This window comes from Lachnospira eligens, from assembly GCF_009680455.1.
Taxonomy (GTDB): domain Bacteria; phylum Bacillota; class Clostridia; order Lachnospirales; family Lachnospiraceae; genus Lachnospira; species Lachnospira eligens_A.
This window is the reverse complement of sequence record NZ_WKRD01000007.1, coordinates 1-13,445: the sequence shown is the minus strand read 5'-3', so window position 1 is coordinate 13,445 and position 13,445 is coordinate 1. Positions and strand designations below refer to the sequence as shown.

14 protein-coding genes and 1 tRNA gene are annotated in these 13,445 nt (G+C 37.0%); 3 read left to right on the top strand and 12 right to left on the bottom strand.

The features are described from left to right. Window positions 1–7 precede the first annotated feature (7 nt). From ptsP to GKE48_RS09670, 4 genes are read right to left on the bottom strand one after another with little or no spacing between them, the layout of a single operon-like run. Window positions 8–1,735 carry a phosphoenolpyruvate--protein phosphotransferase gene (gene ptsP, locus GKE48_RS09685; RefSeq protein ID WP_154300964.1) on the bottom strand — a complete coding sequence of 576 codons (1,728 nt, stop codon included), beginning with the start codon at window positions 1,733–1,735 and terminating at the stop codon, window positions 8–10. A 15-nt stretch (window positions 1,736–1,750) separates the two neighbouring features. Then, on the bottom strand, window positions 1,751–3,562 hold the full coding sequence (locus GKE48_RS09680) for a glycerophosphodiester phosphodiesterase family protein (protein ID WP_119220287.1): 1,812 nt from the start codon (window positions 3,560–3,562) through the stop codon (window positions 1,751–1,753). 37 nt (window positions 3,563–3,599) lie between these two features. Beyond that, window positions 3,600–4,193: a putative ABC transporter permease gene (locus GKE48_RS09675; RefSeq protein ID WP_243004229.1), complete on the bottom strand. Its 594-nt coding sequence runs from the start codon at window positions 4,191–4,193 to the stop codon at window positions 3,600–3,602. 41 nt (window positions 4,194–4,234) lie between these two features. Beyond that, window positions 4,235–5,443 carry an NADP-dependent isocitrate dehydrogenase gene (locus tag GKE48_RS09670; protein ID WP_154300963.1) on the bottom strand — a complete coding sequence of 403 codons (1,209 nt, stop codon included), beginning with the start codon at window positions 5,441–5,443 and terminating at the stop codon, window positions 4,235–4,237. Between the two features lie 183 nt (window positions 5,444–5,626). Here GKE48_RS09670 and asnB point away from each other — a divergent pair, with 183 nt between their 5' ends. Further along, window positions 5,627–7,471: an asparagine synthase (glutamine-hydrolyzing) gene (gene asnB, locus GKE48_RS09665; RefSeq protein WP_154300962.1), complete on the top strand. Its 1,845-nt coding sequence runs from the start codon at window positions 5,627–5,629 to the stop codon at window positions 7,469–7,471. A 73-nt stretch (window positions 7,472–7,544) separates the two neighbouring features. Here asnB and arcC read toward each other — a convergent pair whose 3' ends face one another. Together arcC and GKE48_RS09655 are read right to left on the bottom strand one after the other, a co-directional pair. Continuing rightward, entirely contained in the window at window positions 7,545–8,483 is a 939-nt protein-coding gene (arcC, locus tag GKE48_RS09660; protein ID WP_022097657.1) for a carbamate kinase, read from the bottom strand. Between the two features lie 92 nt (window positions 8,484–8,575). Further along, window positions 8,576–9,337, bottom strand: a complete 762-nt coding sequence (locus GKE48_RS09655; RefSeq protein ID WP_022097656.1) for an SDR family NAD(P)-dependent oxidoreductase — start codon at window positions 9,335–9,337, stop codon at window positions 8,576–8,578. Between the two features lie 155 nt (window positions 9,338–9,492). Between GKE48_RS09655 and GKE48_RS09650 the strand changes: the two genes are divergently transcribed. Further along, window positions 9,493–10,299, top strand: a complete 807-nt coding sequence (locus tag GKE48_RS09650; protein ID WP_154300961.1) for a S8 family peptidase — start codon at window positions 9,493–9,495, stop codon at window positions 10,297–10,299. Window position 10,300: 1 nt separating this feature from the next. On the opposite strand, the gene GKE48_RS09645 is transcribed toward GKE48_RS09650, so the two are convergent. From GKE48_RS09645 to GKE48_RS09630, 4 genes are read right to left on the bottom strand one after another with little or no spacing between them, the layout of a single operon-like run. Further along, entirely contained in the window at window positions 10,301–10,459 is a 159-nt protein-coding gene (locus tag GKE48_RS09645) for a hypothetical protein (protein ID WP_022097227.1), read from the bottom strand. Further along, window positions 10,459–11,136, bottom strand: a complete 678-nt coding sequence (gene hypB, locus GKE48_RS09640; RefSeq protein WP_022097228.1) for a hydrogenase nickel incorporation protein HypB — start codon at window positions 11,134–11,136, stop codon at window positions 10,459–10,461. The genes GKE48_RS09645 and hypB (GKE48_RS09640) overlap by 1 nt, the downstream gene beginning before the upstream one ends. Further along, window positions 11,129–11,839 (bottom strand): hydrogenase nickel incorporation protein HypB, encoded by a 711-nt coding sequence (gene hypB / locus GKE48_RS09635; RefSeq protein WP_118265957.1) that lies wholly within the window; start codon window positions 11,837–11,839, stop codon window positions 11,129–11,131. The genes hypB (GKE48_RS09640) and hypB (GKE48_RS09635) overlap by 8 nt, the downstream gene beginning before the upstream one ends. Window positions 11,840–11,850: 11 nt before the next feature. Continuing rightward, entirely contained in the window at window positions 11,851–12,306 is a 456-nt protein-coding gene (locus GKE48_RS09630; RefSeq protein ID WP_243138492.1) for a GNAT family N-acetyltransferase, read from the bottom strand. Window positions 12,307–12,423: 117 nt separating this feature from the next. Here GKE48_RS09630 and GKE48_RS09625 point away from each other — a divergent pair, with 117 nt between their 5' ends. Next, entirely contained in the window at window positions 12,424–12,603 is a 180-nt protein-coding gene (locus tag GKE48_RS09625; RefSeq protein ID WP_012738945.1) for a hypothetical protein, read from the top strand. A gap of 8 nt (window positions 12,604–12,611) precedes the next feature. On the opposite strand, the gene GKE48_RS09620 is transcribed toward GKE48_RS09625, so the two are convergent. After that, a complete protein-coding gene (locus GKE48_RS09620) occupies window positions 12,612–13,112 on the bottom strand; it encodes a DNA-deoxyinosine glycosylase (RefSeq protein ID WP_022097231.1) in 501 nt (166 codons plus the stop codon). 109 nt (window positions 13,113–13,221) lie between these two features. Continuing rightward, a tRNA-Trp gene (locus tag GKE48_RS09615) sits at window positions 13,222–13,292 on the bottom strand. Between the last annotated feature and the right edge of the window lie 153 nt (window positions 13,293–13,445).

Sequence of the window (13,445 nt, the reverse complement as noted above, 5' to 3'; positions counted from 1 at the left end):
TTTCCTTTTATTTTTTATTTCTTTCTGATAAATAGTCACTAAGATAGTCTGTTACTTCCTTCTCAGTTGCCATTGACATAACCTTATCTGTTACAAGTCCGGCTTCTTTAAGTGACCAGTCTGCAATTGTCTTTCTTGTCTCTAATACCTTTCCTGTTGATACTGAGAATTCATCCAGACCAAATGATAACAATATAGGAGCCATTAAAGCATTTGCAGCTGCCTCTCCACACATTCCGGCTTCAATACCTGCATTATGGGCACATTCTATTATCCTTCTTATAAGTCTTAATACTGCCGGATTGAATGCAGAATACAGATATGCTACATTTTCATTGCATCTGTCTACTGCAATAGTATACTGTGTGAGGTCATTAGTGCCTATTGAAAAGAAATCAACCTCCTGTGCTATAACATCTGCCATGACAGCAGCAGCAGGAGTCTCAATCATAACGCCTATATGGATATTCTTGTCATAACTAATTCCATTACGTTCAAGATCACTGCATATCTTCTTAATAAGCTCCTTGACCTGTCTGATTTCATTAACCGATGTAATCATAGGTATCATAATTCTTATAGAACCATATGCACTGGCTCTTAATATCGCACGGAGCTGTGTCGTGAATATATCAACTCTGTCAAGACAAAATCTTATTGCACGGTATCCTAAAAATGGATTGGTTTCTTTAGTAAGGCCCATATAAGGAATATCCTTATCACCACCAATATCAAGTGTTCTTATTGTAAGTGGCATACCTTTTGTCAGCACTGCTGCCTTCTTGTATTCCTCAAACTGCTCTTCTTCTGTAGGCAGCGCACTTTTGTTAAGAAACAGGAATTCTGTTCTGAAAAGTCCCACACCTTCAGCTCCCGCCTTAACTGCCTTGGCAGCCTCTTCAGCTCCTCCAATATTGGCAGCAAGCATAACTTTTTTGCCATCAGCTGTCTCTGTGCTTTTATTTATAAATGTCTTTAATTCTTCAATATGTTCTTCGTATTTCTTTTTTTTCTTCTCATAGATAGAAAGAGTTCTCTGTGTAGGGTTAATAAATACTTCTCCATACGCTCCATCTATTATTATAGAATCACCATTACCCACCTTTTCAAGAATACCTTTTACGCTAAGTACTGCCGGAATCTCAAGTGCCCTGGCAAGAATAGAAGCATGTGCTGTGTCGCCACCTTTTTCCGCAACAATACCTGCAACATGTGCTATATCCATTGAAGCTGTCATAGATGGTTTAATCTCATCTGCCACAATAACAGTATTATCAGGAAGATTAGTTAAGTCAAATGCTTTCTCTCCTTGTAATATCTGTATCATGCGCTCCTTCATATCCTGAATATCTGTAACACGCTGCTGCATATCAGAATTATCCATTGAAGAAAACAGTTTAATAAGCTTATTGCATACATCTTCAAATGCTGCCTCCGCACAGATGTTATTATTCTCAATTGCAGCGACAACCTCACTTTCTGTTGTAATATCCTTCACAAGATATATCTGGTTCTTAAGTACAAGTGCATCCTTATCTGACTCTCCTAGCTTCTTTTCAAGGTCAGTTAGCAGGCTCTCTGTCTGCTCCATAAATATTTTCCTTGCCTCAAAAAACCTTGCTTTCTCTTCATTTGCGTTATAATGTGTTCCTCTGTTTACAACAGCATTATTATTAGACACTACAAGTACATGCCCAATGCCTATTCCTCTGGAAGTTCCTATTCCTCTTTCCATACGTATGCCCCCATTCTACTGATTAAACACATATCTGATCATATTAATAATTGTTTCAGAAGTATCTCTTGAATAAATTGTTTCCCTTGCAAGAACCGGATTATCTGTGATGACACCGTCAACTCCTTTATTAGTCAGGTTCTTGATAGAATCCTTATTATTAACCGTCCACGCATACACCTGTTTACCTGAATTATGAATTGCATCTATAGTCCTCTTTGATAAAAATGCTGCATTGACACTAAAGAAATCTATATTCTTCATATCATAATAATCGCCATACGCCGCAGATAATATATATCCGACTCTAATATTTTCATCACATGATTTTGCTGCCGATAAAGCTGAACTGCTAAATGATGTTATTACGCAATCATTCTCCATATTATATTTTTCAATGAGAGCGACTGTTTTCCTTGCAAGTTCTTCACTATTATCAGCAGGCTTTAATTCTATATTAAGCTTTATCTTTCCCTGTGCAAGTTCTAGTACTTCTCTAAGTCCTGGTACTTTCTCACCTTTATATTCAACTGAATACCATGAACCTGCATCAAGCCTTCTAACCTCTTTGTATGTCATATTTGCAATGTTTTCATCCACACCTGTTGTACGATATGCATTAGAATCATGCATCACTATAACTTCTCCATCACTTGTAAGCTGTACATCAAGTTCAATATAATCCGCCATATCATCTATAGCTTTCTGAAATGCTGCCATTGTATTCTCAGGTGTCTCTGTTGAAGCCCCCCTGTGAGCCATAACCTTAGTCTCATGAAAGATAGCTACATTTTCAAATGGATTATCATTAAATGTCATTATAAGATAAAATGCATCTGCAACAACAGCAACTGTTAAAACAATACTATATATTATCTTTCTTCTTTTTGCAGGACCTTCCTGTATATCTGTGAACTCAAACGTAATATCGTCCACATCAGTATATTTGTAATACATATGAGAAATAGCCGAAAAAGACAGTGGTATTGCAACACATACAAGAATACATTTTATAATTAGTCTTTCTGTTCTTAATGCAGACAGAAATATAGCATTACCAAGATATGCCATATTAAGAATCTTAACACCTGCAACAAGAAATACTGATATAAGCACATAAGTTATTCCAATAATTGCAAGCATAACCAGATTATACACAACAAGTGCTGATATTGTTCCCATTGGATGCTTCTTAACCATACGGGCACTTTTCTTATATGCTTCCCTAAATCCCAGTCCTTCCATCATGCATATATTCATTGCATATATTCCCGGAATAACAATTGCGTATATAATAATAAACACAAATATAACTTCAACCTTAATATACCAGTGATTCCTAATGATATACATTTTAATTAAATTAGTATTAGTCTCACTGTATAAGACATTAAACCATACAGTTACATTGGAAGCCAGAATTGATATGAAGTAAAATATACTCAGTCCAACATGCCTTGGCTTAAAAACATTTTTAAAAACCTTATAAGAATTATAAAATATATCAACAAGAGATGCATTACATGATGTTCTCTTTGTCTCAAAACAGACTGAAAGATATGTCATCTCATAAGTGCAATAGAATACAAATATACCAATAGCAAGAAAAATTGCAAATATGACTACAGGATGTGTCATTGCTCTCTGAATATATTCATTAGTAAGATAATTCACTCCTGCTATCTTCATAAGAAAATTAATTGCGAATAAAACAATGGGGAATATAACAGCAAAAGCAACAAGCTTGTACGCCAGTTCAAATGTCCATACATGCCTGCTGCTGTCAATTAAAAGACTAAAATTGTTTCGTAACTTTTTAAAAATCATATAATTATCCCCGAATCAATTGTCAATAAGATGCTGATTATCTGTGAAACATCTTAATAAACTTTCTCATCTCCGCTCTGATATCCATATTCTGCATATTAAGACTTTCCGAAAAACTCTGCATAAAATCCGCAGTATATGAAAAGACAAGAATCATTGCCATAACGCTGGCAATCCTGTAATCGATTGAGAATACAAAACGCTCCACAAATTTATTCAAAAATCCGAATATAAATACGGCAACAAACCCCCAGGCAAGTGTTGACTGTAAGCATATGATGCCTTTGTAATTAAACTTAAGATGATCATAATTCCACCACACTTCACCAAACAGCTTTAACATAACCTGTGCTGTAAGATACTCAAATGCTGTAGCACATATACATCCGAAAATATATAGTGCAATATAATTATGCTCTATAGGTTTAAAAATATTAAAAGCAATGAGTGTTCCAAATCCGTATATTATACAGAAAGGAAGCTTGGCAAACCCTCTGTTTTCCCAGTACCCAAGCTGCTTTCTGATAACTACACATTCCATACACCAGCCAAGAAAGCTGTATATGAAGAACCATATAACCAGCTGGCTTATATTCATGCTTCTAAATGTTATACCCAATAAATGTGACATAACGCCCCTCCATCATTAAATGGAAACCAACGGACTTCTAATTAAAGAAGTCCCTCAAGAGTCTGCCTTATTGCACTGATGAAATCCTGTGTATTAAGTGTTACAGGATTCTCCATTGTTGTAATAAGAGCAAGATCCTTTGTCATCTTTCCATCTTCAATAGTCTTAATGCATGCACGCTCAAGAGTATCAGCAAATTTTCCAAGCTCAGGAATATTATCCAGCTCTCCTCTTTTTCTTAAAGCGCCTGTCCATGCAAATATAGTAGCAATAGGGTTAGTAGATGTTTCTTCACCCTTAAGATGCTTATAATAGTGTCTCTGTACTGTTCCGTGTGCAGCTTCATACTCATAGTATCCATGAGGTGATACAAGAACAGAAGTCATCATTGAAAGTGAGCCAAATGCTGTGGCTACCATATCACTCATAACATCTCCATCATAGTTCTTGCAAGCCCAGATATATCCACCCTCTGAACGGATAACTCTTGCTACTGCATCATCTATAAGTGTATAGAAATATGTTATTCCTGCTTCTTCAAACTTAGTCTTATACTCAGCATCAAATATCTCCTGGAATATGTCCTTAAATGTATGGTCATACTTTTTAGAGATTGTATCCTTAGTTGCAAACCAAAGATCCTGCTTTGTCTCAAGTGCAAAATTAAAACAGCTTCTTGCAAAGCTCTCGATAGAATCGTTGAGATTATGCATTCCCTGAAGAACTCCTGCGCCCTTAAAGTTATGAATAAGCTCTCTTGTCTCTTCACCAGCCTCATTAGTAAATACAAGCTCTGCCTTACCAGCCTCAGAAACCTTCATCTCAGATGCCTTATACACATCACCATACGCATGTCTTGCAATTGTGATAGGCTTCTTCCATGTCTTAACATATGGCTCAATACCCTTAACGATAATAGGAGCTCTGAATACTGTACCATCAAGCATGGCTCTTATTGTTCCGTTAGGGCTCTTATACATCTCTTTAAGGTTATATTCTGTCATTCTTGCTGCATTAGGCGTAATTGTTGCACACTTTACTGCAACACCATACTTCTTAGTAGCTTCTGCTGAATCTATAGTCACCTGATCATTAGTCTCATTTCTATGTACAAGACCTAAATCATAATATTCTGTGTTAAGATCAATAAAAGGAGTGAGCAGCTCGTCCTTGATAAGCTTCCACAATACTCTTGTCATCTCATCTCCGTCCATCTCTACAAGTGGAGTTGTCATCTTAATTTTGTCCATAATATAAAGAACCTCTCTTTCTTTTTCTTACCTGATTAATTATTATAATTTATTTCAAATATTTTGTAAACAGAAACTGACTTGTATTAGCCTGATTACTTTGTTATAATTCATAAGTAATTTTTACACACTACATTTAACAATGCACAGATTGTGCAGTCATAATTATGGAGGTACAGATACATGTGTGGATTCGCAGGTTTTACTGGATACTTGGCTGATGGTGATGCTGTTCTTGAACGCATGATGAACAAAATTATTCACAGAGGCCCTGACAGTGCTGGTAAATACATTGATGATAAAGCATACATGGGCTTTAGAAGACTTTCTATCATTGACCTTGATAACGGAAGCCAGCCTATGTTTAACGAAAATAAGAAGATAGTAATAACATTTAACGGTGAGATATATAACTATCAGGATTTAAGAAAAGACCTTATAGAGAAAGGTCATGTATTTGCTAACAATTCAGATACTGAAGTTCTCATTCACTCATACGAGGAGTATGGCAAGGACATGCTTAACAAACTTCGTGGAATGTTTGCATTCGTAATCTGGGACAGTGAAAAAGAAACTCTTTTCGGAGCAAGAGACTTCTTCGGAATCAAGCCTTTCTACTACACAGTTGCAGACGGCAACATGATATATGGTTCAGAGATTAAAAGTATCTTAGAGCATCCTGCTTATAAGAAAGAGGTTAATCCTGTTGCACTTGAGAATTATCTCACATTCCAGTACTCAGTACTTGATGAAACATTTTTCAAAGGAATATTCAAGTTGATGCCTGGTCACTGCTTTACATTCCACAAAGGCGAGCTTAACATTGAAAGATACTGGGAGCCAACATTTGATGCTGATGAGAGCAAGTCTTTAGATGAATTTGTTGATGAAATCGACGATGTTATGCATGATTCAGTTGAACACCATAAAATCAGTGATGTTGAGGTTGGTTCATTTCTCTCAAGCGGTGTTGATTCAAGCTATGTTGCTGCTACATTTAACGGTGACAAAACATTTACTGTTGGATTTGATTATGAAAAATACAACGAGATTGACTATGCCAAAGCTTTATCTGACAAGATTAAGATTGACAATTATTCAAAGCTTGTTTCAAGTGAAGAATACTGGGCTGCAATTCCTAAAATCCAGTATCATATGGACGAGCCTTTAGCTGACCCTGCTGCCATTGCACTTTACTTTGTAAGCCAGACAGCAGCCAAGCATGTAAAGGTTGCCATGTCAGGTGAAGGTGCTGACGAGTTCTTCGGTGGATATAACATTTACAAAGAACCACTTGACCTTGCAGAATTTCAGAAGCTCCCTAAGGGCTTAAGAAAAGGACTTGCCAATATTGCCAACGCTATCCCATTCAAATTCAAGGGAAAAAGCTTCTTGAACAGAGCAAGCAAGACAGTTGAAGAAAGATTCATAGGTAATGCTTTCATGTTCAATGAAAAAGAGCGTGCCAGGATATTAAAGAATCCTACCGGCAAGTATGACCATAAGGAACTTACAAAGCCTTTCTATGATAAGGTTGCTGATAAGGATGATATTACTAAGATGCAATATATTGATATCAATTTCTGGCTGATAGGCGATATCTTACTTAAGGCTGACAAGATGAGTATGGCTCATTCTCTTGAGGTAAGAGTTCCTTTCCTTGATAAGGAAGTATTCAATGTTGCCCGTACTATTCCAACTAAGTACAAGGTTAACAAGAGTAATACCAAGTATGCCATGAGACAGGCTGCCCATAGACATCTTCCAGACATGGTTGCTGAGAAGAAGAAACTTGGATTCCCTGTTCCTATCAGAATCTGGCTCAAGGATGAGAAGTACTACAATATGATTAAAAAGGCTTTCACAAGTGAAGCTGCTGAAAAGTATTTTAACACTGATGAGATTGTTAAATATCTTGATGACCACAAAGAAGGTAAGGCCGATAATTCACGTAAGATATGGACAATTTACATGTTCCTTGTATGGTATGAAGATTTCTTTGGCAACGGAGTTAAAGAAGCTGCTTAATATTTAAATTTGTATTTGCAAATAAGGCACGGACATGAATGTCCGTGCCTTATTTGATATTATGAGTAAAATATTACGCTGTAATTGTTGTTCCTGTCTTTCCAGCAAGACCTTCCTTAGCCTTCTCAAGATTAGCAATAACAGCCTTTCTTTCCTTATCTGCTGTTACGAATCTAATAGATGCATCAACCTTAGGGAAAGTTGTAACTGCTGGGAAGTGACCATCCTTAATATACTGGTGAAGATCTGTTGCAGAAACTGTATCAAATACCTTCTCCTCTGGTGTTCCCTTTCCTATAGTAAGCTTATCATATGCTGTAAGGAAAAGTAATGTTCCCGCTCCAACAAGCTCTGCTAACTTGGCAGCTGTATAATCCTTTTCAATAATAGCACTTGCACCCTTAAGATGTGAACCTTGCTGTAATACAGGAATTCCACCACCGCCCGCTGCAATAACAACCTGATCTGCATCAAGTAATGCCTTGACAGCATCAATCTCATATATATCAATAGGCATAGGTGAAGCAATTATTCTTCTGAACTTACCTGGCTCTTCTTCAACTACATAATTTCCCTTCTCTTCTTCAGCATCAGCTTCTTCTTTAGACATATATCTACCAATAACCTTAGATGGTTCACTGAAAGCAATGTCAAAAGGATCAACTCTTACCTGAGTAATAATAGTTGAAACTGTCTTATATATTCCTCTGTTAATAAGCTCTTCTCTTATGGCATTCTGAAGATCATATCCAATATAACCTTCACTCATGGCTCCGCATACAGACATAGGAGCAACTGTTCTGTCATCAGGCTCAAGTCTTGCAAACTCAGTCATTGCTGTCTGAATCATACCGACCTGTGGTCCATTACTGTGCGTAATAACAACCTGATACTTAGCTTCTACAAGATCAGCTATTGCCACTGCTGCTTTCTTAACATTCTGCTGCTGCTCTGGAAATGTTTCTCCAAATGCATTTCTTCCTAAGGCAACTACAATTCTCTTATTATCCATAACATAAACCTCTCATACACGATTATTATTGATGTAAATATTATATTCCATGAACCGCCAAAAAGCAAATTATTTCAACATGTATATAGCCATTATGGCATTATAGAATTAGCACCATCAACAATCACACTCTGTCCTGAGAAATAACATGAATCCGGACCTGCTAAAAATGCAATGACAGGAGCAATATCTATCTCTGGATCACCAAAACGCTTCATAGGATTAAGGTTAACCTGCTTCGCATATTCCTCTGGAAATTTCTCAGCCCATGCCTTAGCTGCTGGTGATTCCGCTCCTGGAAGAACGATATTGACACATATACCATACTGTCCCCATTCCTTAGCTGCAATCTTAGTCATACCTCTTAATGCTTCCTTGTTAGAACCATAAGCTAACTGTCCTGCAATACCAAACATACCTGTTGCAGAAGCGAAGTTAATAATTCTTCCTTCATGCTGTTCCTTCATATAAGGGAATGCAGCCTGCATATAGTTAAGCGAACCAATTACACCACTCTGCCATGCCTTAAGCATATTATCATAAGAAGTTTCTTCAACTGGAGCAGAAGGAACAATAGCCTGTGCGTTATTAACTACAACATCAACTGTTCCATACTTTTCTGCAGCAGCCTTAACAACCTCTTCAACTCTTGCTCTGTCTGCTGAATCACATGTCATGGCGAAGCCTTCTCCTCCTAATTCCTTAATTTCTGCAATTGTCTGCTCAATTGGCTCTGCTCTACGTCCCGTTGCAATAACCTTAACCCCTCTTTTTGCAAGACAAAGAGCAATTCCTTTACCTATTCCCTGACCTGCTCCTGTTACAATAGCAACTTTTTCCTTTAACTGTTTCATTAAAGTACCTCCATAATTTTTATATTTAAATTATATCAATTTTTTATAAAAAAGCAAATGAATAATTAGTCACATCTAATCCCTGTAATATAACCGCACTAAACCACCTAATCTGAATATACTAAAATATAAATTATGTTCTGAAAATAATTATTATGAATAAATTAATCACTGTTGCTGTAATAGATTCAGGAATATATCCTCATATAGATTTCAAAAACCGTATAGTAGCTTTCAAGGACTTTGTCAATGGCAGAAAAAATGCTTATGACGACTGTGGACATGGCACCCATGTAAGTGGAATTATCGCTGGCAGCGGTTATGCAAGCCACGGCAGAATCAAAGGAATCTGCCCTGCTGCCAGTCTCGCAGGAATCAAAGTATTAGACAGACTTGGTAATGGCAGGATAGAAAATGTTTTAGATGCTGCTGGCTGGATAATCTCCCATCAGAAAGATTTGAATATAAGAGTTGTCAATATATCCTTCGGTGCAACCACATTTGGCGAAAAGGAAAACCTCATTGCTCTTGAAAAAGCAATTGAAAAGCTTTGGGACAATAATATAATTGTTGTCGCAGCCGCTGGAAATGAAGGGCCTGGACGACAGACTGTTGCAATCCCCGGAACCTGCAAAAAAATTATCACAGTCGGTTCCCCGGATGGCAAAGATTTCTATTCAGGAAGAGGTCCAACCAGTGAATGTATAGTCAAACCAGAGCTTATTGTAAATGGTTCATATATCAGGTCGTGCAATAATTCCGTTAGCGGATATTCTGTAAAAAGTGGAACTTCCATGTCTGCCCCGGTTGTTTCAGGTGCAATTGCAGATGTTCTGATAAAAAAAGACATGTCTCCTAAAGAGATAAAGAAAAGACTCCATTCCTGCTGTACTAAAAAAGCCCTGCCAGATAATCTGCAGGGCTGGGGATTATTAAATCTTTCCGAATTCATGAATATATGAACTATTTTGTGTTGACTGCCATAAGTATATCAATCATAAAATACTGTATAAGAATAAGTACAAGTGCAAGCACTACGATAACAACAAGCGGAATCCACTTATGCTTCTTTAACCCCTGTCCTTTCTGATTCTGTTTTTTAAAATTACGACTGTCTACCATCAGACTGTACCTCCAATCCATTCCTTAATATTATTGTCAAGCCAGCTTATCCATTCTTCAAAGCCTTCGCCAGTCTTAGCTGATACGAAAAATACCTTTGCCAATGGATTTCTTTCGTGAATTCTTTCAACAACTGCTTTGTCATCAAAATCAAAATACTCTTTAGTATCTATTTTATTGATAAGAACTACATGACACACCTCGAACATAAGAGGATATTTAAGTGGCTTATCATCACCCTCAGGATACGAAAGAATAACGACATTACGCGATGCTCCTGTGTCTGTCTCAGCCGGACATACTAGATTACCGACATTCTCCATAACAAGAAGATCAAGCCCCTCTGTGTCAAATTCATCAAGTGCCTGCATGGTCATATGAGCGTCCATCGCACACTCTCCGCCTGTATGCACCTGAATTGAAGTAACCCCTGCTGCCGCCATCTTCTCAGCATCAACAGAAGAATCAATATCTGCTTCCATTACACCTATACGATATCTGTCTCCTAACATATTAGCTGTTCTTATCAGAGTTGTAGTCTTACCTGCTCCCGGACTTGACATAAGATTAACCATAAATGTTTTCTCTTCCTTAAGCCTTGCCCTTGTCTTAGCAGCTATCTCATCATTAACGGCATAAACACTCTGATGTACATCAATTACTCTTACATTACCCATTCTGGTTCTCTCCTAAATATTGTGCTGCATTGTCTTTTAGCCATTCGCACCATGCATCCATTCCTTCTCCTGTTCTTGCAGAAATAGGGAAAACTACTGCTTCCGGATTTCTCATTGCAATATTATCCTTAACCCTATCCATATCAAAATCAAATGCCGGCATGGAATCAATCTTATTAATAATCACAACCTGACACTTCTCAAACATAAGCGGATACTTAAGCGGTTTATCATCTCCTTCCGGAACTGAAAGAATTGCCACATTAAGACATGCGCCTGTATCAAACTCAGCCGGACACACAAGATTACCAACGTTCTCGAGTATAATAAAATCAAGTGTATTATCTGCTTCAGCTTCTAACGCAGCCATTCCCTGTCTTGACATATCAGCATCAAGATGACACATTCCGCCTGTGTGCAGCTGTACTGCTGACACTCCTGCCTTAGCAACAGTAAGTGCATCAACATCCGAATCAATGTCTGCTTCCATTACACCTATATTAAAATGTTTCCTAAGTCTTTCAATTGTACCAACAATAGTTGTAGTCTTACCCGAACCGGGACTTGACATGACATTCATATAAAATACATTTTTCTTCTTTAACTCTTCTCTTAATCTGTCAGCATCAACGTCATTGTCCTCTAAAATAGTTTTCTTAAGGTCAATTATCTTCATGCTTCTTTCATTATAACTATTATTCATAACAACTCCAATTAGTAATCCTTAGCCATCTGCACATAACCGAGTCTCTCAAATCCAGCCTTCTTGTATGCTTTCACTGCTCTTTCATTCTCTTCTTCAACCTCAAGTCTGAATCTTACAGCTTCTTTTCCATACATATTGTCAAGATGTTCAAAGAACTCACCTGCAATATTCTTTCCTCTGTAATCCGGCTTAATATATATGTCCTCAACCCACTCACAATTACCACCACATTCAGTAGAATAGCTGTGTGCAACCATTGAATAACCCATGATGACACCTGTGTTATTCTCGAACACAAAACACTCTATAAATGGATTATCTCCAAGACAATCTGCAATATCCCTTTTCATAACATCCTCTGAAGGGTCTGAAAGCAGTGCTGGTGAGGCATAAAACACCTTCATCATCTCAAGGACTTCTGAAGAATCCTCTTCTTTCATGCTTCTTATAATAATATTATCCATATGAATCATTCCTTTTCCACATAATAATTAATGATATCATAGTATTTATTTATTGGCAAATTAAAAGACGCGGACTGCCAAACTGACAGCCCGTGCCTTCACATTTTTCAAAGACTAATGTATCTGATAAAACTTACTTCTCAGTCAGCTCTTGAGGTTGATGGACGTATTACTGGTACATTAGATGAACACAAGAAATACTTTGATTATCTCAAAGCTGGTAATGGTGATAAAGCTTATAGCATCCTCATAGATCATCTTATGATGCCTCTTAATGTTGTTAAACCTGAAAAATAATTAAAAAGCTAATATATTATAGATTTCTTCCATATCTCAACAAGTTTACCCAATGAATATGCAGCATTTGCAGGACTTGTTGAGGGAAGAATATCTGGTTTAATTCCCAGATATTTCATCTGATATTTTTCATAATATTTCCCTGATGTTTTCCCATTACATATTACTTTTTCAATCTTAGAATTATCTATAATGCTTTTTAAATCTGTTGGCACAACATTCTTAATACTACTGTCACTAGAACCAATTATGTCACAGCTGTATATCGTATCCCACATTGCAATATTATGCTTTAACATAAATGCCTTCTTTTCTTCTATCGTCTGCGGAACTGCCTCTTCAAATACGCCACTAATCATTTTCCAGAATCTGTTCTGCGGATGTCCATAAAAAAACATCTGCTCTCTTGACTTAACTGATGGCAGACTTCCAAGTATCAGTATTCTTGATTCACTGTTATACAACGGTGGAAATGGGTGTACTATATGCTCATATTTAGATTCATTCATGATTATCTCCTCATCATTATTATTATATAGTTTTAGCAACTTTATAATTAATCTTTTTAAATGCAAAAAAAGGATTCAAGCTGAAATTCAACTTAAATCCTTTAAATAGCAGGGGATGAGAGAATCGAACTCCCACCAAAGGTTTTGGAGACCCCTATCATACCATTTGACCAATCCCCTATCTTTAAGGAGAAGGATTGTTCCTTCAAAACTGCACATTAAATATATCATACCATATCTGTCTTTGCAAATACTTTTTCATCCGATTACTCTTAAGAATAACTCTCTTTGTTCTATCCAAACCGTCTTAACCTTTTCTCTTGGTTAAGCCCT

Coding starts and splice junctions, on each gene's coding strand:
- ptsP (WP_154300964.1), bottom strand. CDS start 1,735: ATGGAAAGAGGAATAGGAACTTCCAGAGGAATAGGCATTGGGCATGTA.
- GKE48_RS09680 (WP_119220287.1), bottom strand. CDS start 3,562: ATGATTTTTAAAAAGTTACGAAACAATTTTAGTCTTTTAATTGACAGC.
- GKE48_RS09655 (WP_022097656.1), bottom strand. CDS start 9,337: ATGAAACAGTTAAAGGAAAAAGTTGCTATTGTAACAGGAGCAGGTCAG.
- GKE48_RS09630 (WP_243138492.1), bottom strand. CDS start 12,306: ATGGATAATATTATTATAAGAAGCATGAAAGAAGAGGATTCTTCAGAA.
- arcC (WP_022097657.1), bottom strand. CDS start 8,483: ATGGATAATAAGAGAATTGTAGTTGCCTTAGGAAGAAATGCATTTGGA.
- GKE48_RS09670 (WP_154300963.1), bottom strand. CDS start 5,443: ATGGACAAAATTAAGATGACAACTCCACTTGTAGAGATGGACGGAGAT.
- GKE48_RS09620 (WP_022097231.1), bottom strand. CDS start 13,112: ATGAATGAATCTAAATATGAGCATATAGTACACCCATTTCCACCGTTG.
- GKE48_RS09650 (WP_154300961.1), top strand. CDS start 9,493: ATGAATAAATTAATCACTGTTGCTGTAATAGATTCAGGAATATATCCT.
- GKE48_RS09645 (WP_022097227.1), bottom strand. CDS start 10,459: ATGGTAGACAGTCGTAATTTTAAAAAACAGAATCAGAAAGGACAGGGG.
- asnB (WP_154300962.1), top strand. CDS start 5,627: ATGTGTGGATTCGCAGGTTTTACTGGATACTTGGCTGATGGTGATGCT.
- hypB (WP_022097228.1), bottom strand. CDS start 11,136: ATGGGTAATGTAAGAGTAATTGATGTACATCAGAGTGTTTATGCCGTT.
- GKE48_RS09675 (WP_243004229.1), bottom strand. CDS start 4,193: ATGTCACATTTATTGGGTATAACATTTAGAAGCATGAATATAAGCCAG.
- GKE48_RS09625 (WP_012738945.1), top strand. CDS start 12,424: ATGTATCTGATAAAACTTACTTCTCAGTCAGCTCTTGAGGTTGATGGA.
- hypB (WP_118265957.1), bottom strand. CDS start 11,839: ATGAATAATAGTTATAATGAAAGAAGCATGAAGATAATTGACCTTAAG.